At 71.4% G+C, this 25,334-nt stretch carries 24 protein-coding genes; 15 read left to right on the top strand and 9 right to left on the bottom strand.

Annotated features, from left to right (window positions below):
• Positions 1 to 62: 62 nt before the first annotated feature.
• Genes B7K26_RS11200 through B7K26_RS11190 form a run of 3 tightly spaced genes read left to right on the top strand, consistent with a single transcriptional unit; the run spans position 63 to position 2,319 of the window.
• Positions 63 to 827: a LamB/YcsF family protein gene (locus tag B7K26_RS11200; RefSeq protein ID WP_084079297.1), complete on the top strand. Its 765-nt coding sequence runs from the start codon at positions 63 to 65 to the stop codon at positions 825 to 827.
• A 2-nt stretch (positions 828 to 829) separates the two neighbouring features.
• On the top strand, positions 830 to 1,453 hold the full coding sequence (locus B7K26_RS11195; RefSeq protein ID WP_234998799.1) for an allophanate hydrolase subunit 1: 624 nt from the start codon (positions 830 to 832) through the stop codon (positions 1,451 to 1,453).
• Positions 1,450 to 2,319, top strand: coding sequence for a biotin-dependent carboxyltransferase family protein (locus B7K26_RS11190; RefSeq protein ID WP_084079296.1), 870 nt, complete (start codon positions 1,450 to 1,452; stop codon positions 2,317 to 2,319). Before B7K26_RS11195 ends, B7K26_RS11190 begins: the two co-directional genes overlap by 4 nt.
• An 18-nt stretch (positions 2,320 to 2,337) precedes the next feature.
• Here B7K26_RS11190 and B7K26_RS11185 read toward each other — a convergent pair whose 3' ends face one another.
• Positions 2,338 to 3,504 (bottom strand): ROK family transcriptional regulator, encoded by a 1,167-nt coding sequence (locus B7K26_RS11185; protein ID WP_084079295.1) that lies wholly within the window; start codon positions 3,502 to 3,504, stop codon positions 2,338 to 2,340.
• 190 nt (positions 3,505 to 3,694) lie between these two features.
• On the opposite strand from B7K26_RS11185, the gene B7K26_RS11180 reads away from it, so the two are divergent.
• The 6 genes from B7K26_RS11180 to B7K26_RS11155 all read left to right on the top strand — a co-directional run bounded on the left by B7K26_RS11180 (position 3,695) and on the right by B7K26_RS11155 (position 9,810).
• Positions 3,695 to 4,849, top strand: coding sequence for a substrate-binding domain-containing protein (locus B7K26_RS11180; RefSeq protein ID WP_084079294.1), 1,155 nt, complete (start codon positions 3,695 to 3,697; stop codon positions 4,847 to 4,849).
• A gap of 65 nt (positions 4,850 to 4,914) precedes the next feature.
• Entirely contained in the window at positions 4,915 to 5,940 is a 1,026-nt protein-coding gene (locus B7K26_RS11175) for a phosphotriesterase (RefSeq protein WP_084079293.1), read from the top strand.
• Positions 5,937 to 6,848 carry an ROK family protein gene (locus tag B7K26_RS11170; RefSeq protein ID WP_084079292.1) on the top strand — a complete coding sequence of 304 codons (912 nt, stop codon included), beginning with the start codon at positions 5,937 to 5,939 and terminating at the stop codon, positions 6,846 to 6,848. Before B7K26_RS11175 ends, B7K26_RS11170 begins: the two co-directional genes overlap by 4 nt.
• Entirely contained in the window at positions 6,845 to 7,831 is a 987-nt protein-coding gene (locus B7K26_RS11165) for an ABC transporter permease (protein ID WP_084079291.1), read from the top strand. Before B7K26_RS11170 ends, B7K26_RS11165 begins: the two co-directional genes overlap by 4 nt.
• Positions 7,832 to 7,840: 9 nt before the next feature.
• Entirely contained in the window at positions 7,841 to 9,061 is a 1,221-nt protein-coding gene (locus tag B7K26_RS11160) for an alanine racemase (protein ID WP_084079290.1), read from the top strand.
• The gene (locus B7K26_RS11155; protein WP_084079289.1) at positions 9,058 to 9,810 is read left to right on the top strand and encodes an ATP-binding cassette domain-containing protein; all 753 of its coding nucleotides are present in this window, start codon (positions 9,058 to 9,060) and stop codon (positions 9,808 to 9,810) included. The genes B7K26_RS11160 and B7K26_RS11155 overlap by 4 nt, the downstream gene beginning before the upstream one ends.
• 75 nt (positions 9,811 to 9,885) lie before the next feature.
• Here B7K26_RS11155 and B7K26_RS11150 read toward each other — a convergent pair whose 3' ends face one another.
• From B7K26_RS11150 to B7K26_RS11135, 4 genes are read right to left on the bottom strand one after another with little or no spacing between them, the layout of a single operon-like run.
• Complete coding sequence (locus tag B7K26_RS11150; RefSeq protein ID WP_084079288.1) at positions 9,886 to 11,901, bottom strand: BCCT family transporter; 2,016 nt, start codon at positions 11,899 to 11,901, stop codon at positions 9,886 to 9,888.
• A 57-nt stretch (positions 11,902 to 11,958) separates the two neighbouring features.
• On the bottom strand, positions 11,959 to 12,585 hold the full coding sequence (locus B7K26_RS11145) for a Pr6Pr family membrane protein (protein WP_084079287.1): 627 nt from the start codon (positions 12,583 to 12,585) through the stop codon (positions 11,959 to 11,961).
• 31 nt (positions 12,586 to 12,616) lie between these two features.
• Positions 12,617 to 13,807 carry a low temperature requirement protein A gene (locus B7K26_RS11140; RefSeq protein WP_084079286.1) on the bottom strand — a complete coding sequence of 397 codons (1,191 nt, stop codon included), beginning with the start codon at positions 13,805 to 13,807 and terminating at the stop codon, positions 12,617 to 12,619.
• Between the two features lie 60 nt (positions 13,808 to 13,867).
• Entirely contained in the window at positions 13,868 to 16,276 is a 2,409-nt protein-coding gene (locus B7K26_RS11135; protein ID WP_084079285.1) for a glycoside hydrolase family 3 C-terminal domain-containing protein, read from the bottom strand.
• 107 nt (positions 16,277 to 16,383) lie between these two features.
• On the opposite strand from B7K26_RS11135, the gene B7K26_RS11130 reads away from it, so the two are divergent.
• The 4 genes from B7K26_RS11130 (at position 16,384) to B7K26_RS11115 (ending at position 19,015) form a co-directional block, all read left to right on the top strand.
• Positions 16,384 to 16,941, top strand: coding sequence for a TetR/AcrR family transcriptional regulator (locus B7K26_RS11130; protein ID WP_159449683.1), 558 nt, complete (start codon positions 16,384 to 16,386; stop codon positions 16,939 to 16,941).
• A 10-nt stretch (positions 16,942 to 16,951) separates the two neighbouring features.
• Positions 16,952 to 17,788, top strand: coding sequence for a putative RNA methyltransferase (locus tag B7K26_RS11125; protein ID WP_084079283.1), 837 nt, complete (start codon positions 16,952 to 16,954; stop codon positions 17,786 to 17,788).
• On the top strand, positions 17,785 to 18,186 hold the full coding sequence (locus B7K26_RS11120) for a hypothetical protein (protein ID WP_084079282.1): 402 nt from the start codon (positions 17,785 to 17,787) through the stop codon (positions 18,184 to 18,186). The genes B7K26_RS11125 and B7K26_RS11120 overlap by 4 nt, the downstream gene beginning before the upstream one ends.
• Before the next feature lie 61 nt (positions 18,187 to 18,247).
• On the top strand, positions 18,248 to 19,015 hold the full coding sequence (locus B7K26_RS11115) for a siderophore-interacting protein (protein ID WP_084079281.1): 768 nt from the start codon (positions 18,248 to 18,250) through the stop codon (positions 19,013 to 19,015).
• A gap of 3 nt (positions 19,016 to 19,018) precedes the next feature.
• Here the strand turns inward: B7K26_RS11115 and B7K26_RS11110 are convergent, their stop codons facing one another.
• Positions 19,019 to 20,365, bottom strand: coding sequence for a permease prefix domain 1-containing protein (locus B7K26_RS11110; protein WP_084079280.1), 1,347 nt, complete (start codon positions 20,363 to 20,365; stop codon positions 19,019 to 19,021).
• The gene (locus B7K26_RS11105; protein WP_084079279.1) at positions 20,362 to 20,718 is read right to left on the bottom strand and encodes a PadR family transcriptional regulator; all 357 of its coding nucleotides are present in this window, start codon (positions 20,716 to 20,718) and stop codon (positions 20,362 to 20,364) included. Before B7K26_RS11105 ends, B7K26_RS11110 begins: the two co-directional genes overlap by 4 nt.
• 221 nt (positions 20,719 to 20,939) lie before the next feature.
• Here B7K26_RS11105 and B7K26_RS11100 point away from each other — a divergent pair, with 221 nt between their 5' ends.
• Complete coding sequence (locus tag B7K26_RS11100; protein ID WP_084079278.1) at positions 20,940 to 21,647, top strand: GTP pyrophosphokinase family protein; 708 nt, start codon at positions 20,940 to 20,942, stop codon at positions 21,645 to 21,647.
• An 89-nt stretch (positions 21,648 to 21,736) separates the two neighbouring features.
• On the opposite strand, the gene B7K26_RS11095 is transcribed toward B7K26_RS11100, so the two are convergent.
• Complete coding sequence (locus B7K26_RS11095; RefSeq protein ID WP_084079277.1) at positions 21,737 to 22,435, bottom strand: fasciclin domain-containing protein; 699 nt, start codon at positions 22,433 to 22,435, stop codon at positions 21,737 to 21,739.
• A gap of 214 nt (positions 22,436 to 22,649) precedes the next feature.
• Between B7K26_RS11095 and B7K26_RS11090 the strand changes: the two genes are divergently transcribed.
• On the top strand, positions 22,650 to 24,461 hold the full coding sequence (locus B7K26_RS11090) for a cytochrome c biogenesis protein CcdA (RefSeq protein ID WP_084079276.1): 1,812 nt from the start codon (positions 22,650 to 22,652) through the stop codon (positions 24,459 to 24,461).
• Positions 24,462 to 24,464: 3 nt separating this feature from the next.
• Here B7K26_RS11090 and B7K26_RS11085 read toward each other — a convergent pair whose 3' ends face one another.
• Positions 24,465 to 25,313, bottom strand: a complete 849-nt coding sequence (locus B7K26_RS11085) for an aldo/keto reductase (protein WP_084079275.1) — start codon at positions 25,311 to 25,313, stop codon at positions 24,465 to 24,467.
• Between the last annotated feature and the right edge of the window lie 21 nt (positions 25,314 to 25,334).

Here is a 25,334-nt window from a genome sequence, read left to right as displayed (position 1 = left end):
TGGCGCGTTCATTGACCAGAATCAACCAGTCCAGGAGCGGGCGGCGGCACTAGGTTGGGGCCATGGGGTGGGACATCGATCTGAATGCGGACCTGGGGGAGGGCTTCGGCCGCTGGGAGCTGACGGACGATGCCGGCCTGCTTGACGTCGTGACGAGCGCCAACGTAGCGTGCGGCTTCCACGCAGGAGACCCGGCGACCATGCGCCGCGTGTGTGACCTGGCCGCCGAGCGCGGCGTGGTCATCGGAGCCCAGGTGTCGTACCGCGACCTCGCCGGATTCGGGCGCCGCGCGATGGACGTCCCCTCGCACGAGCTCGCCGCAGAGGTCGCCTACCAGGTGGGCGCGCTCGACGTCTTCGCTCGCGCTGCCGGCACGCGCGTCGCCTACGTGAAGCCGCACGGCGCCCTGTACAACCGCGCCGTCCACGACGAGGACCAGGCGCGCGCCATCGTCTCCGGCGCGATCCTCGGGGGAGGCCTCCCCGTCCTGGGCCTGCCGGGGTCGGCGCTGCTGGAGTGCGCGCGTGAGGCGGGCCTCGTCGCTGTCGAGGAGGCCTTCGCCGACCGCGCCTACACGTCTGCGGGGACCCTGGTGCCGCGCTCCTCGCCCGGGGCCGTCATCACGGACGCCGATGCCGTGGTCGCGAGGTCCGTCGCGATCGCCACGGGCGTGGGGGTGGCCGATGCCTCGGGGGCGCCGCTCGCCGTGAGCGCCCGTTCGCTGTGCCTCCACGGCGACACCCCCGGCGCCGTCGACCTGGCGCGGAGCGTGCGCGCCGCGCTCGAGGAGGCCGGCGTCACCCTCACCCCGTTCGTGGCGGCGTGAGCGTGAGCGGCGTCAGGATCCTGCCCATGGGGGCGGGCGCGGTGCTGCTCGAGCTCGACGACGCGGTCCAGGTGCCGGCCCTCGCTGCCGCGATCGTCGCCGCACGGGAGGCGGGGGAGATCGCCACGCGCGACGTGGTCCCCGCCGCGACCACCGTCCTGGTGAGCGGCCTGTCGCGGGTGGATCGCGCGGTGCTCGAGGACCTTGTCGCCGGATGGGAACCCTCGGAGTGGGACGCGGCCGATGGCCCGCTGGTGGAGATCCCCGTCGCCTTTGACGGCCCTGACCTCGCCGATGTCGCCGCCGGCTGGGCGCTGACCCCCGACCAGGCCGTGGCCCTGATCGCGTCCACCGAGTTCACCGTGGCCTTCTGCGGGTTCGCGCCCGGCTTCGCGTACCTGACGGGGCTTCCTGCGGAGCGCGAGGTGCCCCGCCGAGCCGAGCCCCGCACGGCCGTCCCCGCCAGGGCGGTCGCTCTCGCCGGGCCGTATGCGGGCGTCTATCCCCGCTCGTCGCCCGGCGGCTGGCAGATCGTCGGCACCGCCTTCGGTGAACCGCTGTGGGACGTGGACCGCACGCCGCCGGCGCTGCTTACGCCCGGCACCCGGGTGAGGTTCCTCGCATGATCGAGGTGATCTCCGCCGGGGCGCTGCTGACCGTCCAGGATCTGGGGCGTGCCGGCCTCGCCCACCTGGGCGTCCCGCGCTCGGGTGCCGCCGACGTCCGGTCGCTGAGGCGCGCCAACACGCTCGTCGGCAACGCCCCCGGCGCCGCGGCGCTCGAGGCGACGCTGACCGGCGCCGTGCTGCGGGCTCTCGCGCCGATGGTGGTCGGGGTGGCGGGGGCAGAGGCGCCAGTGTTCGTGGGCGACGTTCCCGCGCCGCTCGGACGGCCGATGCGCCTGGCCGCGGGTCAGGTGCTCGACGCGGGTGAGGCGACGGCGGGGGCGCGCACCTACATCGCCGTGCGTGGCGGCATCGACGTGCCCGCCGTTCTCGGCTCCCGCTCCACCGATGTGCTCTCGGGGCTGGGGCCGGCGCCTCTTGCCGCGGGGGACAGGCTCCGCGTGGGGGCCGCGGCCGATCCCGGCCAGGAGCTGTTCGCCGCGGGTGCTCCGACCGGGCCGGCCCTTCCTGGAACGGACGAGGCCGTCACCCTCAGGATGCTCGCCGGGCCGCGCGCGGACTGGGCCGACCCGGCGGCGATCGCGGACCTGGCGCATCGGTCATTTGTCGCGTCGGATCGCTCCAACCGCGTGGGGCTACGGCTCGCCGGCGACGCGATCCCGCGCGCCCGGGAGGGCGAACTCGCCAGCGAAGGGATGGTCCCCGGCGCCGTCCAGCTGCCGCCCTCGGGCGAGCCCGTCGTCTTCCTCGCGGACCACCCGACCACGGGCGGCTACCCCGTCATCGGCGTGCTCGACAGCGCCTCCCTCGCGGCGGCCGCGCAGGTGCGGCCCGGTCAGCGGGTGCGCCTGGTCGCCTCGCGGTAGCGCGGCGTCAGAGCGGCGTCAGCGCAGCGTCGCGTCGAGGGCCTCACGAGTGAGGGCTCCCGCCGCCGGCAGGTCGACGAGTTCACCCTCGGGGATATCGAGTTCGCCGTAGGCGACGTGGAGCGCCCCGACAGCGGCGCCGGCCGCTCCGGCGAAGTCGCCGAGCGCCGTATGCACGAGCGTGGGCGCCACGTGCAGCGTCGACGTGAGGCGCTCCTGGTACAGCGGGAGGTCGTCGCGCAGTGACTTGGCGATACCGCCGCCCAGCACGATGGTGTCGGGATCGCAGGCCACCGCGACGGCGGCGAGCGCGGTGACGAGCGCGTCGTCGAAGCCGCGGCGGACGTCCGCGACGGCGTCTGATGCGCCGGCGCGAAAGAGCGCGGCGGGGTCGTCGAGGTCGATTCCCGCCTCGCGGCCCCGCGCCGAGATGGCGGGCCCCGTCACGCGAGTCTCGAGCCGCTCGCCGGAGGGACCGAAGGGGAGCTGGCCGAACTCGCCCACCAGGCCACGCCGGCCGCGCACGACGCGGCCGTCCACGGCGAGACCCACGCCGAGTCCGGCACCCAGGGTGACCATGGCGGCGCTCCCGTGCCCGGCCGCGGCGCCGAAGCGCTGCTCGCCCAGCAGCGCGTCGTTGGCGTCGTTGTCGACGACGAGGGGGCGCCCCACCGCCTCGACGCAGGTGCGCAGGAACGCGGGGTCCTCGATCTGGGGGAGGTTGGGGGCGTTGGAGACGGTGCGGGGGTCCTCGCCCACGGCGCCCGGGAGGCCGATGCCGACGGCACGCACCGCCGCCCAGCGGTCTCCCGCGCTCTGGCGTGCGAGGCCCGCGATCCAGCGGGCGAGGTCCACGGCGGGGAGCTGGACAGGGGTGGGCTGCTCGAGGCTGGCGAGCGGCGCTCCCGCGAGGTCGACGAGGACGCACCGGGTCCGCGATCCTCCCAGGTCGATGCCCAGGGCGAGGCGGTCGGCGGCGACGATGTCGAGGAGCACCTGGCGACGCCCGCGGCGCTCCTCGACAAGCGACTCGCCCTCGACGACGAGGTCGTCCGCGATGAGTTGGTCGATAGTGCGGGAGACCGTGGCGGGGGAGATGCCGGTCGCCTCAGCGAGCTGCTTGCGGCTCGCCGGGCGCCGCCGCAGCAGGGCTGCCAGTACCTGGCCCTTGGTCGACTCCCGCATCGGCCCCCCTCACAGGTTCGTCATGAAACTAAAGCTCCCGGCGGGCGCGGCGCCTCCGCGCAACACCCTGGTGAGAGTTTACAAGAACGTGACATTCGATCCATTGACATTGATTGCGTCGTGAAAGCAAACTAACTTTCACGACGGCACCCCCGTCGTCAGCGTCCCTCCTCCAGATCCGAGGTCCCCCATGCAGCACACCACCGTTCGCCGCGCAGGAGCCGTGATCGCCGGCGCCCTCGCCCTGTCCCTCACCGTCGCCGGATGCAGCACCGATGCCGAGGAGCCCGCCGCCGGCGCCTCGGGATCATCCGGCGCCGAGTCCTCGTCGGTCGCCCAGTCCGTCGAGGAGCCCAGCCTCGAGTTTGCCGGCCCCAACGGGGAGGTCCCCGGCACGCTCGACGAGCTCACGCTCACGGACGAAGAGGCCGCAACGGTCGCGGACGGTGGCTACACCGCCGCGTTCGTGTGGCACACGTCCTCGGAGTTCGTCGATGCCGTGGAGAAGGGCGCCACGGAGCAGCTCGCCGACCTTGGCATCGAGGTGGTCGCCTCCACCGAGGCCGCCTTCGACGCCGCGACCCAGGCCAACAACGTCGAGTCCGTGATGGCGCTCGACCCCGACATCGTCATCGGCATCGCGGCCGACCCCACCTCCGCCGCCCAGTCATTCCAGCCCATCGTGGATGCGGGAAAGCAGCTCGTCATCATGACCACTCCGCCCGCCGGCTACACCGCCGGAGATCAGTTCGTCTCGATCGTGACGGAGTCCCTGACGGATGCTGGCCGCGCCAACGCGGAGCTGCTGGGCGACGCGCTGGGCGGCGAGGGCAAGGTCGCTTACTTGTTCCACGACGCCGACTTCTGGTTCACCAACCAGCGCGACGAGGCCTTCAAGGACTGGCTCGGTCACTCGTACCCCGACATGGAGATCGTGGCCGAGGAGGGCTTCACCGATGAGGCGCGCACCGAGGAGATCGCCGCGGCACTGCTGCTGAAGAACCCCGACATCACCGGCATCTACGTGCCGTGGGCCACCGCGGCTCAGGGAGTCCTCGCCGCGGTCAAGGCCGCCGGACGTACCGACGTCGCGATCGTCACCAACGACCTCGACACCACGCTGGCTGCCGACATGGCCGCCGGCGGGAACATCGCGGGCCTCGTGGGCAACGGCTCGCTCGACATCGGCCGCGGACTCGCGATCGCTGGCGCGTACGGGCTGCTCGATACGGAAGCGCCCGCCCTGGTGGCGTCGCCTCCCGTCAAGGTCACCGCCGACAACCTGGCCGAGGGGTGGCTCGCCGACTACGGCGTCGAGCCCCCGGCAAGCGTTCAGGCAGGCTGACACCATCACCGTGGGGGAGGGCGCCCGGCGCCCTCCCCCCCCCGCATCAAAGGAGATCTCTCCCCATGGCAACCGTGCAGACAGTCCTGGGCCCCGTCGAGACGGCCGGGCTCGGCCGGGTGATGATCCACGAGCACCCGCTCTCGCTCATCCCCGGGCCGTGGCTCACGGGCGGACCCACCGAGGCCGGCGACGAGGCTATTGCCGTCGCCGCGGAGGCCCTCGCCCCGCTGCGCCGCCATGGGATCGAGATGGTCGTCGACCTCAGCCCGTACGGAGTGGTGGGTCGAGACGAGCACGGCGATAACACCGCTGCCTTGGCGGAAATCTCGCGCCGCAGCGGCCTTCACCTCGTCGCGGGCACCTCCGTCTACCTCGAGGCCTTCAGCCCCGAGTGGACCGTCGCCGCGGACCTCGACACCATGACAGCGCGGCTCATGGCGGACCTCGAGGACGGCATCGGCGCCTCGGGAGTGCGCGCCGGCGTGCTCGGCGAGCAGGCCACGGGTCTCGACGAGATCACCGACCATGAGGAGAAGTGCCTGCGCGCCGCCGCGCGGGCACAGGTACACACGGGCGTCGCCCTCATGACCCACACGACTCACGGCACCATGGCGCTCGAGCAGACCCAGCTGCTGAGCGAGGAGGGCGTGGACCTGTCCCGCGTGGTCATCGGCCACATGGACATCCACCCGGACGTCGACGCGGTTGCTGAGGTGCTCGACACCGGCGCGTGCGTGGCCTTCGACACCATCGGCAAGCAGCACTGGGACTTCTTCCTCGAGCCTCCCGCCACTCCCGCCGCCGACGGTGAGCTCGCCAAGCGCGCCTACTACCGCTCCGACGAGTCGCGCGCGCGGGCCCTCGTGGAGCTGTGGGGCCGCGGCTACGGCGAACAGATCCTCCTCGCTCAGGATCTGACCGGCGCCGAGGTCTACCTCAACCCCACGACGCACGGCCGGTGGGGTTACGCCTACCTCCCCGAGGTCTTCTTGCCGCTCGCGGTGTCGCTCGGCCTTCCCGCCTCGGCAGCCGACGTCCTGCTCCGCGACAACCCTTTGCGCCTCCTGGGAAACGGAGACGCACGATGACCGCGGGCCCGCTCGTCATGGGCGTCGACCTGGGCGGCACCAAGGTGCGCGCCGCGCTCGGCGACGCGAGCGGTGCGCTGCTCGCGATCGACGAGGCCCCGACGGCCGATGCCGGGGCCGGCCTGGACCGTCAACTCGCCGCACTGCTGGGCAGGCTGGCGGCGGCGGCCGGCGTCGACCCCGCCGCCGTGCGCGCCACCGCGGTGGGCGGTGCCGGCGTGGCTAGCGCCGACGGGTTCACTCTCGCCCCGAACCTCGCCCACCTCGATGGCACCGACGTCCGCGGCGCGCTCGAGGAGGCGCTGGGTCACGCGGTGGTCCTGGAGAACGACGTGAACGTCGCCGCTCTCGGCGAGCTTCACGCGGGGGACGCGGGCGACGACTTCGCGTTCGTGTCCCTGGGAACCGGGATCGGCATGGGCCTCGTCCTCGGGGGCCGCCTCATCCGCGGCGCCCGCGGAGCTGCGGGCGAGATCGGCTACCTCCCGCTCGGGGCCGACCCCCTCGACCCCGACAACCATCGCCGCGGGGCGCTCGAGGAGATGGTCGCGGGAGAGACCATCGCCCAGCGCTACGAGGACCTCACCGGGACGGCAGCCTCGACGCGTCAGGTGTTCTCCCGCGCGGCGCGCGGCGACGACTGCGCCGCCGCCGTCGTCGACGGCTACGCCCGCTGGGTCGCCGCCGCGCTCGGCGCCGTCATCGCTGTCGTCGACCCCGGACGCATCGTGCTCGGGGGAGGCATCGGGCTGAGGCCCGAGCTCCTGCCGCGCGTCCAGACCTGGCTCGCCCGCATCGGCCACTCCCAGGTTCCCGTCGTCACCTCGGCCCTCGGCGACCGCGCTCCCCTCGCCGGGGCCGTCCACCTCGCGCTCGAGGCCACCCACCCGCAAGGAGTCCCCGCATGACCGCCACCACCGTGGACGCGCAGGCGTCCCCCGACCTCGCCCAACGGGTCCGCGCCTTCCCCTGGTCGCGCTACGTCGTCTACATCGGCTTCGTGCTCGTCTTCGTCTTCTTCGCGGTGACCCAGGGCGAGTACTTCCTGACCTGGACCAACCTGTCCAACGTCGTCGTGCAGTCCGCCCCCATCACCGTGATGGCCATCGGGGCCGTGCTCGTCCTGGGGATCGGCGCGATCGACCTGTCGATCGGCTCCACGGTGGCGCTCGGGGCGCTCAGCGCTGCGGTCGCGCTCGAGGCAAGCGGGCTGTGGTGGGTCGGCGCCCTCGTGGGGCTCGCCGTCGGCGCCGCGGTGGGTGCCGTGAACGGATTCTTCGTCACGGTGGTGCGGCTCCCCTCCTTCCTCGTGACGCTCGCGAGCATGGGTCTGGTGGCCGGCCTCGCGCGCCAGCTCACCGACCTCCAGTCGGTGCCCGTGCTCGACGAGACCTTTGTGTGGCTGTTCGGCTCGGGGTCGCTGCTCGGGATCCCCATCCTGGTGTGGTGGACGGGCGCCGCGGTGCTCGCAGGGTGGCACGTGGTGCGCCAGCGTCGCTTCGGCGCTCACGTCCTCGCCGTGGGCAACAACGAGCGCGCGGCGCAGGTGGCGGGCATCCGCGTGGGCCGCGTCAAGATGGCGGTGTTCGTCGCCTCCGGCATGACCGCGGCGCTCGCGGGAATCCTCTACGACGGCCGCCTGGGAGGCGCCAGGTACACGCTGGGCGAGGCCGACCTGATGACGGTGCTCGCCGCCGTCATTGTCGGCGGCACGGCCCTGACCGGAGGCAAGGCCTCCATCGCCGGCGCCCTCGTGGGCTCCCTGCTCATGTCCATGATCAATAACGGCCTCATCCTCGCGGGCCTGTCCGTGTCCCAGCAGATGATCGTGCGTGGCGCGATCATCCTCATCGCCGTCTCCCTGTCGCTGCGCGCCAGGAAGTCCCAGTAGGAGGCCTCCGTGTTCCTTGAACTCACCCGTCGCCGGAACCCGGCGCTGATCCGCGACGCCGTCGCCCTTCACCGGGCGGGCCTCATTCCTCCCAACACCTCCGTGATCGACCTCGACGCGGTGGGGCGCAACGCCGATGCGTTCGTCGCCGAGGCAGCGGCGCACGGGCTCACGCCGTTCGCCATGACCAAGCAGATCGGCCGCAACCCCGACGTGTCGGCGGCGCTCGTGCGCCACGGCATTACCCACGCCGTGGGCGTGGACCTCGAGTGCGCTATCGCCGCGAGGGCCGGGGGGCTCGCCACCGGCCACCTCGGTCACCTGGTGCAGATCCCGCGTCACGCCGCGGCCGCCGCCGCCGCGCTAGAGCCGTCCTTCTGGACAGTGTTCTCGCTCGACAAGGCGCGCGAGGCCGGAGCGGCCTCGCGCGCGGCGGGCCGCGAGCAGCCGGTGCTCGCACGCATCCACGCGGAGGGCGACCGCTTCTACCGGGGCCACGAGGGCGGCTTCGATGCCGCCAGCATCGTCGAGGTCGCCGACCGGATCGACGCGATCGACGGCGTCCGCTTCGCGGGTGTCACGAGCTTCCCCGCGACGCTGTTCGATGCCGCGTCGGGAACCGCGGTCTCGACACCCAACCTGGCGACCCTCACGCGCGCGAAGGCGGCGCTCCTGGCAGCGGGCCGGGATCACGTCGAGCTCAACGCCCCCGGCACCACCTCGACGTCGATCCTTTCCACGCTCGCCGCCGCCGGCGCCACGCAGGTCGAGCCCGGTCACGGGCTGACCGGCACCACTCCGCTCCACGCGGTGACCGACCTTATCGAGGAACCGGCGATCGTTTACGTGAGCGAGGTGTCCCACCTGTGGGGGCCGGACGCCTACGTCTTCGGCGGCGGCCTGTACGTGGACCCGGTGCTCGGCGACGTGCCCACGCGCGCGCTCGTCGTGGGTGACGGAGACGATCCGGCCACGGCAGTGCCCCGCGACGTCGACATGCCGGCCGCGACCGCCATCGACTACTACGCGACCCTGCGCGCCGACCAGGGGCCGGTCGCATCGGGCGACACTGTCGTGTTCGGCTTCCGCCCGCAGGTGTTCGTGACGCGTGGCCTCACGGCCGCCGTGTCCGGCATCGGCACGGGAGCGCCGCGCGTGGAAGGGGTGTGGTCGGCAGACGGCTCGGCCCCCCTCACCGTCGCCGACGTCCTTGCGGGAGGTGCGCGATGACCGCCGCGCCCGCCGTGACCAGCCCCCTGCGGCTCGAGGGGATCTCCAAGCGCTTCGGCGCCGTGACCGCCATCCAGCGATTCGACCTCGAGGTGGCGCCAGGCGAGATCGTCGCGCTGGTGGGCGACAACGGCGCGGGAAAGTCGACGCTCGTCAAGATCATCTCGGGGGTCTACCAGCCCACCGAGGGGGAGATCTGGCTGAGCGGCGAGCGGGCCGAGTTCTCCGACCCGTCGGATGCGCGCGACAAGGGCGTCGAGGTGGTCTACCAGGACCTCGCGCTCGTCGACCTGCAGCCGGTGTACATGAACCTGTTCCTGGGGCGCGAGCTCACGCGGGGCCCGCTCAAGGTTCTCGACCGTGCGCGGATGGCGCGTGAGACCCAGGCCCTCGTCGACGACCTCGACATCAGGATCCCCTCCGCCAAGGCGCAGCTGTCCGACCTGTCCGGCGGTCAGCGTCAGGGCATCGCGATCGCCAGGGCGACGCACTGGGCGAGCGGCCTGGTGCTCATGGACGAGCCGACGGCCGCGCTCGGCGTCGCCGAGACCGCCAAGGTCGAGGAGACCATCCTGCGCCTCAAGGAGCGAGGCGCCGCCGTCCTCATCGTGAGTCACAACATGGAGCAGGTGTTCCGCATCGCCGACCGCGTCACGGTGCTGAGGCGCGGCACCCAGGTGGGCACGAGGGCCGTCGCGGACACCACCCACAACGAGCTCGTCGCGATGATCACCGGCCTCGCCTCCTAGGCCACACGCACGAAGGAGGCTGGTGCTGGGTTTCGTCGCGAAACCAGCACCAGCCTCCTTGCAGGCGGGCGAGGACTACTGCTTGTCGTGGTCCTCGGGCAGGTGGTCGATCGGCATGATGATCTGATCGGTCGGGTGCTTCTCGAAGGCCGGGGCCTCGTCGTCACCCGCGTCAGAGTCCTCACCCGAGCCCGTCGCGGGAGCTGACTGCGCGGTGGGCGCCGTGCCCGACCCCGGCAGCACCGCCTCTCCCGGGTGCGGCTCGGCACCGGGGGGAGCGGCGGCGGCGGTATCCGCGGCCCCGTCGGTGGCCGATGCCGTCGCCACGACGGCGGTACCTGTCGCCGCACCGGCGGCCCCGGCATCGGCCGCCTTGTGGCGCTTGGGCGTGGGCCCGCCGAGGGTCCACCGGCGCAGGCCGGGAAGGCGCGTGCGCGCCGCCTCGGTGTCGATATCCGCCTCGGTGGGCTCCAGCCCGTATTCGCCGGAGATGGTGTCGCGGATGTGGTCCATGAACTCGCTGCGGTTGGCGGCCAGGTAGAGCGCGTGCTCCCGCCTGAACGCCCTGACCGTGGACATCGCGATGCCGATCATGACGACCGAGAACGGTAGCGCGGTGATGATCGCCGCGGTCTGCAGCGCCGACAGGCCGCCGGACAGCAGCAGCGCGATGGCGACGAGCGCGGTGGTGCAGGCCCAGAACACGCGGATCCAGCGCTTGGGGGACTCGTCGCCGCCCGTGGTGAGCATCGACAGCACCAGCGATCCGGAGTCGGAACTGGTGACGAAGAACACCGCGATGAGGATCATGGCGCCGATGGTCAGCACGGTGCCGCCGGGGAGGGTGTCCAACATGGCGAACAGGGACCCGTTGAGGTCCACCTCGCCGTTGGGGCCCACCAGCCCGCCGCCCTCGTAAAGCTCCTCGTACAGCGCGGTGCCGCCCATGACGGCGAACCAGAAGAACGTCACGAGGGACGGGACCAGCAGCACGCCCCAGATGAACTCGCGGACAGTGCGGCCCTTCGAGACGCGCGCGATGAAGACGCCCACGAACGGTGCCCAGGAGATCCACCAGCCCCAGTAGAACGTGGTCCAGGCCGCCTGCCACTCCTCGCCTGCCTCGCCCTGGAAGGCGGACACGTTGAAGCTGAGGCCGATGAAGTTCTGGATGTAGGCGCCGATGTCCTGCACGAACTCGCGCATGAGGAACTCGGTGGGGCCGGCGAACAGCACGAACACCAGCAGCACCAGGGCGAGCGCCAGGTTGGTGTTGGACAGCCACTTCATGCCGCGCTGGAGGCCCGTGACGAGCGAGAAGATCGTGATGATCGTGATGATGACGATCAGCACGATCTGCGTGGTGGTGGACGGCTCCGCGATGCCCACGGACTCGAGGCCGGAGGAGATCTGCAGGACGCCAAGTCCCAGCGAGGTCGCGACGCCGAACAGCGTGCCGACCACGGCGGTGACGTCGATCGCGTTACCCCAGCCGCCCTTGATGTGCTTGCCCAGCAGCGGCTCGAGGGCGTACCTGATGGACACCGGACGGCCGCGGCGGTGGACGGCGTAGGCGATGCCGAGTCCCACCACGATGTAGATGGCCCACGCGTGGATTCCCCAGTGAAGGAACGTCTGGCTCATCGCCTGCTGCGCGAGCTGCTCGGAGGTGCCGCTGACGCCGGGTCGCGGCGTCGCGAAGTGGGTGAGGGGCTCGGAGACGCCGTAGAACACAAGGCCGATGCCCATGCCGGCCGCGAACAGCAGCGCGAACCAGGAGAACATCGAGAACTGCGGCTTGTCGGAGTCCTTGCCCAGCACGATGTTGCCGAACCGGGAGAAGCCGATGACCAGGGCGAACGCCACGAAGACCGCGGCGATCAGCACGTAGTACCAGCCGAACGCGTTGATGATGGTGTCCTGGATCGCGGCAAACAGATCCTCGGCAACGCCGGGCGCGATGATCGCGAACGCCACGAATCCGAGGATGAGGATGGCCGAGGGGTAGAAGACCCAGGTGGCTAGCGCCTTACGGGACATCGGCGCCTTGGGCTCGACGTCGGCGGGCGCCGGGGGTGCGGACTCGCTCATGGTGTCCGCCGCATCGGGGGTTGGCCGATGCGGCTGCCTCCTTATCTGAGGCCCAAATTAGTCCACTGCGCCCGATACGTCGTGTGATGGCGTCGCGACGCGCCAAGAAGCGAGCCCGATGAGGGCCGCGCAGATGCCGAGCCCGGCCGCCACGATGACAGCGATCATCGTCGCCACTGGCCCGTAGCCGTCGTCGGGATCGAGGAAGAAGTACGGCACCCAGCCGTCGGTCGCGCCCCGCACCAACACCACGGTGAGCCACACGGCGGGGTAGATCATGCACAGTCCGAGGTGACGCATCGGGAGGCGACGGCGCGGACCCTCCACGAGCCAGTCGGCCACCAGGACGATGCCGGAGGCGAGGTGAAGCACCAGGTCCTCCCACGACGGCCCGCCCTCCATGGTGGGGAACAGCAGCCACCAGAAGAACACCACCACGATCACCATGTAGGTCGCGGCGCTCACCCTCACCCACTCCACCCAGGAGGGGCGCTCGCGGCCGGTGAAGGGCAGCGCGATGAGCAGCGCGGCGATGCCGATGATGTTGCTCTGGATGGTGAAGTAGCCGAAGAAGTCCCAGAACACGAAGTCGCCGTGGGAGACCCCGTCGATCACGAGGCTCGCGATGGCGATGGCCGTTGCGAGCGGCATGGCCACGCGCCAGGCGCGGACGGTCGTCGTCATGCGGCTCATGCTAGGGGGCCGATGCCGTGTCTCAGTCCCCGTTGCCCTCCACGACGACGGTGTCGCCGAACCTGGCGGCGGGGGTGCGCCAGGCGACGAACGCGAGGACCACGATCGCCGCGACGATCGCCACCGTGGGGTCCAGCAGCGGCAGCCAGAAGGCGGCCGCCGCGAAGAAGACGGCCGAGACCGCGAGCCACCCCCATGCGCCTCCCACGAGGCGCATGATGACCGCGGCGCCCAGGGCGAAGAGCGCGGCGCCGCCGGCGATGAACACCGCCGACTCCTCCGACACGTCCTCGCCTGCCCGCGCCATCACTCCCTCCTCGAGCCCGGCGGCCACGAGGATGATCCCCGCCACGAGCGGCAGGTGCATGTACGTGTAGGCGTCGCGCGCGATGTCTGGCTTGCGGTCGTCGTCGGCGTCGTGCAACGCCTGCTCGACGGCGGGGCCCACTCCCTTGAAGTACGGCCACCACAGGGAGATGGACACGAGCACGCCCAGGAGCCCCACGGCGAGGATCTCCGCGGTGAGGTCGAGCTTGGCGACCGTGATCCCCAGCGACAGGACTGACTCGCCCAGCGCCAGGATCATGACGAGGTCGAAGCGCTCGGAAAAGTGGGAACCCGACTGGACCCGCCAGCCGGGCCCGCGCACGGATAGCACCCAGGTGGCGAGGGCCTCGAGCGCGACGGTGCCTGCCCACCACCACAGGCGCTGCTCGGGGGGAAGGAGGGCGCCTGCGACGAGCAGCATGGCGGCGGGGATCCAGGCGGCGGTGCTGAGCCAGATCTGGCGGGTGAGGCGCGCGTCCCCGCGCGCGGCCCACAGGTAAACCGCCGAGTGCACCACGCGGATCACGAGATAGAGGATCGAGAAGGCGAGCGGCTCGAGCGCCCCGCCCTCCGCCTCCCAGATGCCGTCGATGGTCATGGCGATGCCGAACACGGACACGAGCGCGACGATGAACCCGAACAGCGGCAGCCCGCGGTCGGCGCGCACGACGTTGCCGAGCCAGCCCCACACCACCCACACCCACCACAGCACTGCGAGGATGAGCAGCCCCTCGCCGGTGGCCCGCCACGTGTGCTCCTGTGCGATCCACGTCGTGACCTGCACGAACGCGAACACGTAGACCACGTCGAACAGCAGCTCCATCGTGGTGACGCGGTGGTCCTCGTCGGTGCCGTGCGCGCCGAGGCGCCGTGTGAGGGCCGTCATGAGGCGTCCGCGCGAGTCATGCCTGTCACGACGCCGGGATGCCGCCGCGCATTCCCGAGGTCAGCCGCGAGCGGACCGCCTCGCCTTCAGCGCCGTCGCGTTGAGGACCGCGATCAGCCGGTCGAGGTTCGCGAGCGACACCTTGCCCTCCGAGGACATCGCGAGCGCGCGCAGCGGCATGTGACGCATGAAGGCCTCCATCATCTGGCGGGTCTCGGCGGTGTCCTCATCGTTGCCGCCGAAGGCCTTCATGACCTGGCCCACCAGGATCTTCTCCAGCAGGCGCCCGCCGGCGGTCTGCGACAGGTCGGCGATGGTCGAGTCGTAGTGGAAGGGGAACAGGGGGCGCGGCTCGGGGAGGGCGCGGCCCAGCAGCGCCGCGAACTCGGTGTCCGTGGCGAGGGCCGATGCTGGGGACACCGTGGCGGTCACCTCGCCGCCCTTGGCCAGTCGCACCGTGGTACGCGAGCGGATGTCGGTGGACGACAGCCCCACGCGGATCTCGAACTCACCGGGCTCGACCACCCAGCCATGCGCGGCGGTGTCCCACACCGCCCAGGCGCGCTCGCCCAGGGCGACCACCGCATCGGCCGTCTGTCCGGGCTCGAGGCGGACCTTCACGAAGCCGCGCAGCTCCTGCTCGGGGCGGTGAAGTGTCGACTCGACGTCGTGGACGTAGACCTGCACCACCGTCGATCCGGCGCGCTCGCCGGTGTTGGTGACCGGCACGGTGACCTTACGGTCGTGGCCGCGGCCGGTGACCTTGGCCTCGCCCACCTCGAACGACGTGTACGACAGGCCGTGGCCGAAGGAGAAGCGGGCGGGCACGGAGAAGGTGTCGTGGAAGCGGTAGCCCACGTAGAGCGTCTCGCGGTACTGGACCTGCGTGGGGTGCGAGGCGAAGTTCGCGTGGCTCGCGAGGTCGGTGACGGAGACGGGGAAGGACTCGGCAAGGCGTCCGCCGGGCTCGGCGTCGCCCACCAGGATGTCGGTGATCGCGCCGCCGCCGGCCTGACCGCCCAGGTAGGCCTGGAGGATGGCGTTCGGGGCCCCCGCCCACGGCATCTCGACCGGAGCGCCGCCCACGTTCACCACCACCACGCGGTCGTGGCGAGCGGTGAGCGCCTGGATGAGGCGCGTGTGGGCCGGGGGGATCTGCAGGTGATCGCGGTCGTAGCCCTCGGACTCGTAGGACAGCGGCAGGCCCACCATCAGGACGACCGCGTCGGCGCCCTCGGCGGTGGCGAGCGCCTCGGCGAGCTGGGCGTCGGTCGCCTCACCGGTCGCGGCGTCGTAGCCGGGGGAGTAGGCGACCTCGCCGCCGTTGCCCAGCCGCGCGGTGAGGGTCTCGAGGACAGTGTCGAGGCGCGTGGGGTTGACGAGCGCGGAGCCGCCGCCCTGGAAGCGCGGGGTCTCGGCGAACGCGCCGATGAGCGCGAGGCGTCCCGCCGGGGCCAGGGGGAGCGTGCCGTCGTTGGTGAGCAGCGTCGCGCCGGCGGCGGCAACGCGGCGTGCGAGCGCGTGGTGGGCGTCGTGGGCCGCCTCGACGTCCACAGCGGTGCACGAGGCGCGCTCGGCCGCGACCTTGAGCGCCAGGGTGATGACGCGGGCGCAGGCCACGTCGAGGTCGGTGCCGGACAGGGTGCCGGCATCCACCGCATCGTCCACCGCCTTGTCCCAGGCGCCGTGGCTCGACGGCATCTCGAGGTCGAGCCCGGCGTGGATGCCCGCGGCGCGATCGTGGGTGGCGATCCAGTCGGTCATGACCAGGCCGTCGAAGCCCCACTCGTCGCGCAGGATGGTGGTTAGCAGCTCGCGGTGCTCGCCCGCGTGCACGCCGTTCACCAGGTTGTAGGCGCACATGACCGTCCACGGCTGTGCCTCGGTCACGGCGATCTCGAAGCCCGTGAGGTAGATCTCGCGCAGCGTGCGCTCGTCGACGATGGTGTCGACGCGCATGCGGTTGGACTCCTGGTTGTTAGCCGCGAAGTGCTTGAGGCACGCGCCCACGCCCTCGGCCTGGATGCCGCGCACGAGCGCCGCGGCCGCCTTGCCCGACACGAGCGGGTCCTCGGAGAAGTACTCGAAGGAGCGGCCGCCGCCGGGGTGGCGCTTGATGTTGAGGCCGGGGCCTAGCAGGACGCCCACCTCTTCGGCGCGGCACTCGCGGCCCAGCGCGTGGCCCACCTCCTCGAGGAGTTCGGTGTCCCAGGTGGCGCCCAGGGCCGATGCGGTGGGGAAGCACGTGGCGGGCACCGACGAGTTGAGGCCCACGTGGTCGGTCTCGCCGGTCTGCTTGCGCAGGCCGTGGGGGCCGTCGGTGAGCATGAAGGCGGTGACTCCCTCGCGCTCCAGCGGCTCGGAGTGCCAGAAGTCGCTGCCGGACGTGAGGCGGACCTTCTCGGCGCGCGTGAGGCGGGAGGCGATGTCGAGCGCCTGCTGCGTGACACCGGGGGCGAGGTCGGTCATGGGATCTCCTAGCGCGTCCTGGCGCGTGGGCGACGATGCCCGCGCGTTATCTAAGCGACTTAGATAAGATGCTAGCAAGGTTCTGCCGGGAGAGGAAAGGGGCGGTGATGGCGACGAGACTCGCGCCCGAGGAGCGCCGTGCGCGCATCCTCGACACCGCGATGGCGATCACCGACGCCGAGGGGCACCGCGGGCTCACCATGGCGGAGCTCGCGCGCCGCTGCGAGATGTCGACCCCGGGCCTGCTCCATTACTTCCCCGACATGCCCACGCTGCTGGTGGCGCTGGTCCAGCGCCGCGACGAGCGCGACGACGCAGGCCTGGACTGGGGGGGTGCGGGGCCCGCGCACGTGCGCGCGCTGCTGGACGCGACGGTCGCGAACATCGTCGCCCGGCCTCGCGCGGCGCTGTTGTTCGCCGCGGTCGAGGCCGACGCGCTTGACCCCGCTCACCCGGGCCACCTGTACTTCCGCGAGCGCGCGGACCGCCTCACGCACGGACTCGCCGCGATGCTCCCCGGGCCCGATGCGGCGGGGCTCGCGCGGCGCGTGTTCGCCGCGATGGACGGGCTCCAGCTGCATTACCTGCGCGACCCGGACGGGTTCGACCTGCTCGCGGAGTGGGCGGCGACGGCCGATGCCCTGCTGGGGGCCGGTCGCACCTAGGCTCGTGCGCATGGACTGGCCCGCCCGCACCCTCGCCGCCCTGCGCTGCCCCGTGTGCGCCGCCTCGGTCGCCCAGGTGGCATCGGGCCTGCGCTGCGGCGCGGGCCACACGTTCGACCGCGCGCGCCAGGGGTACGTCACGCTGCGCGCGGGGCACGGGCGCTCGCTCAACGCCGACACCGTCGACATGGTCGCCGCCCGCGAGCGGCTTCAGTCCGCGGGTTGGTACGCCCCGGTGGCCGATGCCGCGGCGGCCGCCGTGAGTGCCGTCGCCGCCGACGACGGCCTGTTCCTCGACCTCGCCGGCGGCACTGGCTACTACGCCGCGGCCGCGCTCGACGCCCTGCCCGGCTGGGACGGGGTGTGCCTCGACCTGTCCACTCCGGCGCTGAAGCGCGCCGCGCGGGCGCACGAGCGCTGCGTGGCGATCGGGGGCGACGCGCTGCGGCCCCTGCCGATCGTTGACGGCGCCGTGGACGTGGTGCTGTCGGTGTTCGGCCCGCGAGTGCCGTCCGAGATCTCCCGCATCGTGGCCCCCGGCGGGGTGCTCGTGGTGGTGACGCCCCTTCCCGAACACTTGTCCGAGCTGGTCGAGGCGGTCGACGGCGTGCACGTGCACGAGGGAAAGTCGGAACGCCTTGCCGCCCAGTTCCCCGCCTGGGAGCGGGTGGCGCGCGAGGACGTGGTCGCGCCCCTGGCGCTCACCGCGGAGGCGGCGCGCGACGTGCTCGCGATGGGCCCCAACGCCCATCACGTGAGCGTCGAGGCGCTCGCGGACCTGGGCCCGCGCGACGCGACGCTCGCCGTGCGGGTCGAGACGCTCGTGGCGCCGGGTGAGCACCGTTGAGTGATCAGGCGCTCGCGGCGCTCGTCGCCGGCATCGTGGTCGCGAGTGCTGTGCTCTACGCCGGCGCGGCCGCGGTGGCGTTCGCGAGTGCCGGGAAAGGCGGGTGGCGCGAGGGGCTCCATGCGTACCGCTGGCGGCTCGCGGCCGCGCCTCTGGCGCATGTGCCGGCCTTCGCCTTCGCGTGGTTCCTCGCGTCGCAGCCCGCGCCTCCCGCTATTTATATGGGCGCTCTGTGGATTGGGGGCATGGTGTTCGCGCTCGTCGGAGTGGTCGGGCTCGCGGCGGCAAGGCTGGTGGCGGACGGCCCGGGGGGAGCGCGCTTCGCCGCGCTGATGTCCCTCCCGCCGTTGGTGGGAGGCGCCCTGGTGATCGTGGCGATGGCGACCCTCGGCGAGTAGTCGGCTCCCGCATCGGCCGAGGGTATTTACGCAACACTGCGTGTGCATATACTGACGAGCGATGAAGCCTCAGAACCGTCCCCCGCGCCCCGTCCGCACCGCGACCGTGCTCCGCACCGAGCGACTCAGCCCGTCGATGGTGCGTGTCATCGTCGGCTCGGAGGCGCTCAAGGACATCGGCCCCCTGGCACTCACGGACCACTACATCAAGATCAAGTTCGGCGACGTGACGCGCACGTACACGGTCCGCTGGTTCGACGCCGAGGCGGGTGAGATGGCGCTCGACTTCGTCATCCACGGCGACGAGGGACTCGCGGGTCCCTGGGCAGCGCGGGTGCAGCCGGGCGAGGAGATCTCTTTCATGGGCCCCGGCGGCGGCTGGGCGCCCCGCGCGGGTGCCGACATCCACCTGCTGGTGGGAGACGAATCCGCGCTTCCCGCGGTCGCCGCCGCGCTCGATGTGCTTCCCGCCGGCGCGCGCGCCGAGGTGTTCCTCGAGGTGGGCACGGCCGCCGACCGTCAGTCCCTCACCCTCACCGACGACGTCGCCGTGCACTGGATCCACCGCGACGAGCACGGCATGGGCTACGGCGAGGCGCTCACCTACGCGGTCGAGACGGCGACCCTGCCCCAGGGTGACGTCGAGGCCTTCGTGCACGGCAACGCCGACATGATCAAGCCGCTGCGCCACCACCTCTTCAACGTGCTGGGCGTGCCCCGCGAGAACGTGTCGATCTCCGGGTACTGGCGCACCGGCATGAACGAGGACGGCTGGCAGTCGTCCAAGCGCGAGTTCGTGGCCCAGATGGAGGCCGAGCAGGACGCCTGAGCCTCAGGCCGTCCCGAACACCGCGGGAAGCACCGCGACCACCACGAGCGCCCACGCCCCGTAGGCGGGGAGCAGCCCCGTCTGCCAGCGTTCCAGCCGGTGTGCCGACCCGGGCGCCGCGCGGTTGATCCGCACGAGCAGCCAGGCCGTGACGGCAAGGTTGGCAAGCAACAGCAGGTTCAGCCCCAGGATCACCACGCGGTTGAGGGTCCAGCCTCCGTCGCCGATGCGGATGGCGACGTTGACCAGCGCGAGCGCGTCGAGCGCCAGGGCGCCGGCCACGAGCGCGAGCTGCAGCCGGTCGAACCAGGTGGGGGTGGCATCGGCCCCGCGTGCGGTGAGGCTGTACAGCACCAGGCCGATGGCGATGACGAGGATCGCGTTGCACACCAGCAGCAGCTCGCGCTCGATCCCCGCGATCTCACCCGAGGCGAGCACCACGACGAGAAGGATCGCGAACGCGAGGGCGAACAGCGGCGTGAAGACCTTCGCGAGCACCGGCGCCATGTTCTCGATGACGGACTGCTTGGCCTCCACCAGCCACGCGGCGATCACCGCCGCGCCGCCGGCGCCCAGCGGCAGCATCCACTCGACGAGGAACGCCTCGGGGTCGAGTCCCGCGGCGCCGCATGCCAGGCCCACGATGCCCATCAGGACCCCGCCGCCGAGACCGAGGAGCACCAGGTAGATCGCGTACTCGCCGGTAAAGCGCACCGCGTCCATGCGGCCGTCGGTGTCGCGCCAGCGGTCGCCCGTATAGGCGAGCATGACGGCGAGCCACGCGAGGATGGGCAGGTGAAGCGCGGTGGTGACGAACGCGTCGCCATCGACGTCGAGCGGATACAGATGCGCGAGCGCCGCGCTCGCCGCGACGAGCGCGAGCGACGCCACCGTCACCGCGGTGGAGGGGCGGTGCCTCCACAGCAGGTAGCCCACGACCGCGGTGAACAGTAGCGGGCCCAGGTGGAGGAAGTACGAGGTGTCCACCGTGTCCGGCGCCAGCCACACGGGGAGGCGGACGATCAGCCCGCCGACGACGCCGAAGACGATGGCGGCCCAGACGCTCTCGCGCGCACCCGGGCGGGCGGCGGTCTCGTCGCCCAGGACCAGCTGCTTCCACAGGCGCTTGGAGTTCTCGCGCGCGAACTCGCGGGCGATCTCCTGCTGGCTCCCCAGGCGCTTGACCGCCACCAGGAAAGCCTCGTCGTCGGTGAGGCCGGCAGCGGATAGCGTCTCGATGTGGCCGCGCAGGTGATCCTCGAGCTCGTCCACGTCGTCGGCGGCGACGCCCGCTCGCCGCTCCAGGTGGACGCGCCACAGGTCGATCTGGGTCTCCAGGGTGTCGCTCATGCGAGGCTCACCTGCCCGCCGAAGTCCATGCGGCCCCACGCGTTCTCGAGGGCCGCGGCAACCGTGCGCCACTGGCTCACGTGGGTGGCGAGCGCCGCCCTCCCGTCCCCGGTCAGCGCGTAGTACTTGCGGCGTCGGCCGGTCTCGGACGTCCCCCAGGTGGCCTCGATGTGGCCCTGACGCTCGAGTCGGTGCAGGAGCGGATAGAGGAGGCCCTCGGTCCAGTCGAGCTCGCCGGCGGAGAGGTCGCGCACGCGGCCAAGGATGGCGTACCCGTACGAATCGCCCTCCGCGAGGATGCTGAGCACCATGGGGGCCGCGCTCGCGGCCACCAGGTCCTTGGGGATGTCCATGTCGTCTCCTCGACGTGATCTTTACCTAGCGCCATGATGCATAGCAGTTCTAGGTAAAGTCAACCCCGGCATCGGCCGCCGTGACGGAACCACGGCGCCACGGCAACCGTTCCTCACGTGTGTCCCACGATGACCTTCCCCTGACCGACGACCGCGCGCCCCATCCGCCTGCCCGCAGGCGCGACAGGAGGGCGAGCGCGGCGCAGCCGGATCCCGAGGTCATGGAGTTCGCTCGGCGCACCCGCGCCGACCTGTCGCGGCTTCTGATGGAGCACCAGTTCGGCGTGGACGAGGTCCTCACCAAGGTGACGATCCTTCGCGAGGAGTTCCTTCATCTGCGCAGGTACAACCCCATCGAGCACGTCACGAGCCGCGTGAAGTCGCCCGAGAGTCTGGTGCGCAAGATGGTGCGACGCAACGTCGCACCCAGCGTGGACGCGATCCGTGAGCACGTCACCGACATCGCGGGGGTGCGCATTACCTGCAGCTTCATCGAGGACACCTACCGTGTGCTCAAGGCGCTGGTCAGCCAGGACGACGTGCGGGTCATCAAGGTCAAGGACTACATCAAGGAGCCCAAGCCCAACGGCTACAAGTCAATCCACGCGATCGTCGAGGTCCCCGTGTTCCTGTCGACCGGCGCGGTGCCAGTGGTGGTCGAGATTCAGATCCGCACCATCGCCATGGATTTCTGGGCCTCGCTCGAGCACAAGATTCACTACAAGTTCGATGGCGACGTGCCCGACCACCTCGCCGAGAGCCTGTCGGACGCCGCCATGATCGCCGAGCAGCTGGACCGCCGCATGGAGGACCTGCACCGTGAGGTGCACGGCGAGCACCGCGCCGACCAGCCGGACGAGCCTGCCGAGATCGACGAGGACATGATCGTGCGGATGTGGCAGATGATGCGGGAGTCCGAGGAGGGCTGACCCCTGTCGCCGGCGCCCTGGCCCGGACGCGACGACGGCCGCCGACGCGGGATTCCCCGCCCCGACGGCCGCCCGTCTGTGGCTGAGCGTTACGGCATCAGCACGCCGTCGATGAGGTAGACGGTCGCGTTGGCGGTCTGCACGCCGCCGCAGATGACGTTGGCGCCGTCGACCATCAGCTCGTCGCCCTCACCCGTCACCTCGAGGTCGGTGCCCTCGACGGTGGTGTGGGTGCCGGCGATGTCCGCGGGCTCGATCTGCCCGGGAACCACGTGGTAGGTGAGGATCTGGGTCAGCAGGTCGGCGTCCGTGGACAGGGTGTCGATAGTCTCCTGGTCGATGGCCGCGAAGGCGTCGTCGACGGGAGCGAACACCGTGAACTCGTCGCCGTTGAGGGTGTCCACGAGGTCGACGTCGGGGTTGAGCTCGCCGCTCACCGCGGACACGAGCGTGGTGAGCATGGGGTTATTCGAGGCGGCGACGGCCACCGGGTCCTGGGACATTCCCTGAATGGAGCCGGCCCCGTCGGGGACCTCCTCGGCGTAGGCCGCGCAGCCGGGACCCACCAGGTTGGCGGCAGGGTCGACCTCCATGGCCTCGTCGTCCATCGAGTCGTCGGTCATCGCGTCGTCCGACATGGACTCCTCCGGCATCGCCTCCTGCGACATGGCGGGGGTGGTGGACTCCATCGCCTCCTCGTCTGCGTCGGTGCTGCAGGCGGCGAGAGTGAAGACCCCCGCGACGGCGAGGGCGAGTCCTGCGGAGTACTTCTTGGTGCCGTTGAGCATGATTCCTCCAGTCTCCGGGCACGGAAATGCCCTGGTGTGAGCGCCCTCGACGAGGGCGCCCGCCGTGGTGACGGCGTCACGAGGCATTCGGGGCGCGCGGCCGACCGGATGGGAAAGTCGCGAAAGTTTTTTCTGAGCCCGTGAGAGTCGCACGGAGGCGGGGCGCCGGGTAGGGCCGCCCCATCCGCCGAGCGTTCGGCGGCGAATGCCCCTCATGGAACTCGTCATCATCGGGCTGCTGGGCGGCCTCATCACCGGCATCTCGCCGTGCATCCTGCCCGTCCTTCCGGTCATCTTCCTGACCGGCGGGGCGCAGTCGGCACGGATTCCCCGCTACGACGCGCTCGGCACCATGGGAGGCGCCGCGTCGGCTGCCCGGCCGGCCACGGCATCGGCCGCCGGAACGGCGACCGTGGCCACCGCCGCGCCCGCGGCGCCCGAGGTGTCGCGGTGGCGGCCCTACCTCGTGATCGCCGGGCTCGTCACGAGCTTCACGCTCGTGACCCTGGTGGGATCGCTCGTGCTGGGGGCGCTGAACCTGCCGCAGGACATCATCCGATGGGTGGCGATGGTGGTGCTGGTGGCCATCGGTGTCTCGCTCATCGTGCCGCGGTTCGCGCACCTGCTGGAGCGGCCCTTCGACTTCCTTCCCCGCCGCCGCGTCGACCACCAGCGCAACGGGTTCGGGGTGGGTCTCGCTCTCGGCGCGGTGTTCGTGCCGTGCGCCGGACCCGTGCTCGCGGCGATCATCGTCGCGGGCTCCACCGGCAACATCGGCGCGGGCACCGTCCTGCTGACCGTCTCGTTCGCCGTCGGCGTCGCCGTGCCGCTGCTCGCCTTCGCCCTCGCGGGGCGCGGCCTCACGGAGCGGGTCAAGGCGTTCCGCAGGCGCGAGCGGGGCCTCAGGATCGCCGCCGGCGTCGCGATGATCCTGCTGGCGGTGGGGCTCGCCTTCAACCTCCCCGCCGCTCTGCAGCGTGCCCTTCCCGACTACACGGCGGGGATCCAGGAGGGGCTGACCGACAACGAGGCAGCCCAGGACGCGCTGGCGCTCGGCGGCCTGGTCAACGAGGAGAACAAGGACCTCGACAAGTGCACCAACGGGGCCGAGGAGCTTGAGAGCTGCGGCACCGCGCCCTCCATCAAGGGGATCGAGGCGTGGTTCAACACCCCCGACGAGCAGCCGATCGCCCTCGAGGACCTGCGCGGCGAGGTGGTCCTCATCGACTTCTGGGCCTACTCGTGCATCAACTGTCAGCGCTCCATCCCTCACTCGGTGGCGTGGGACGACACCTACGGCGACCTGGGGCTCAACGTCATCGGCATCCACTCGCCCGAGTATTCGTTCGAGAAGGACGAGGGAAACGTTCGCGCCGGAGCCGAGGACTTCGGCATCACGTATCCGGTGGCCCTGGACAACGACCTGGCGACCTGGACCAACTACCGCAACCGCTACTGGCCGGCGCACTACCTGATCGACGCCGACGGCACCGTGCGCCACATCTCGTTTGGCGAGGGCAACTACGAGGCGACGGAGAAGATGATCCGGGAGTTGCTGGTGGACGCGAACCCCGACGTCGACCTCCCCGGCGAGACCGATGTCGACGACGCCACCCCCGAGGTCGGCTCGACCACGCGAGAGACCTTCCTGGGCACGTCGAAGGACGTCAACTACGCCGGCACGGACCGCTACGCGCCGGGGGACGGCACCTACGCCTTCCCCGACGAGCAGCCCGCGGACTCCTTCGCGCTCGACGGCGACTGGCGGCTCGAGACCCAGTACGCGACGCCGTCAGGAGCCGGTCCCGCGTCGCTCCGGCTCGACTTCCACGCGACGCAGGTGCGGATGGTGCTCGCCGGCGAGGGCACCGTCACCGTGACACTCGACGGCGGGGACACCCGCGAGATCGAGGTCGACGGCACTCCGCGGTCGTACGCCGTCGCCGAGGGCGTGGGCGACGGCCAGCACGTCCTCGACGTCGAGCTCTCGAGCGGGGTCGAGGCCTACTCGTTCACCTTCGGGTAGCCGCTACATCTCCTCGTGGGTGTCGGGGTCGCCGCCGAACAGGCGGCCGTCCGCCTTCGTGAGGGAGGAGATCGCGGTCATCTCGTCGCTCGTCAGCTCGAAGCCGAACACGTCGAGGTTCTCCGCCTGGCGCGACGGGGTCGCGGACTTGGGGAGGGGAACGTTCCCCAGCTGCACCTGCCAGCGCAGGATCACCTGGGCGGGCGTGACGCCGTGGGCGGCGGCTGCATCTGCCACCGCGGGCTCCGCGTACGGCGCCTGACGCTTGCCCAGCGGGCTCCACGACTGGGTGAGGATTCCACGCTCGGAATGCACCGCGCGCATGTCCTCCTGGTTGAAGTACGGGTGGAGCTCGATCTGGTTGATCACCGGGGTGACGCCCGTCTCGTCCACGATGTGCGCGAGGTGCTGCGCGGTGAAGTTCGACACCCCGATGGAGCGCACCAGGCCGCGCTCGCGGGCCTCGATGAGTCCCTTCCAGGCCTGGCGGTACTTGCCGGTGATGGGGTTGGGCCAGTGGATGAGGACCACGTCGATGGTGCCCACCTGCAGGCGGTCGTAGGACTCCTGGATGGACGCGACGGCGGCGTCGAAGTCGTGGTGGCGTCCCGGCAGCTTGGTCTGGACGGTCACGTCCTCGCGCGGGGTGCCGCTGGCGTCGAGGAACTCGCGGATGCCGCGGCCCACCGCGACCTCGTTGCCGTAGTTCACGGCGGAGTCGATGAGCCGGTAGCCGGTCTCAAGCGCGGAGCGCACGCCGTCGACGCACTCCTGGTCCTTCATCGGGTAGGTGCCGAACCCGAGCGAGGGGATGGCGTGGCCGTCGTTGAGGGTGCGGGTGGGGATGCTCATGGCTTCCAACCTACGCCCGAT

This window comes from Demequina sp. NBRC 110057 (assembly GCF_002090175.1).
Lineage (GTDB): Bacteria > Actinomycetota > Actinomycetes > Actinomycetales > Demequinaceae > Demequina.
This window is presented reverse-complemented; position numbering and strand designations above follow the sequence as displayed.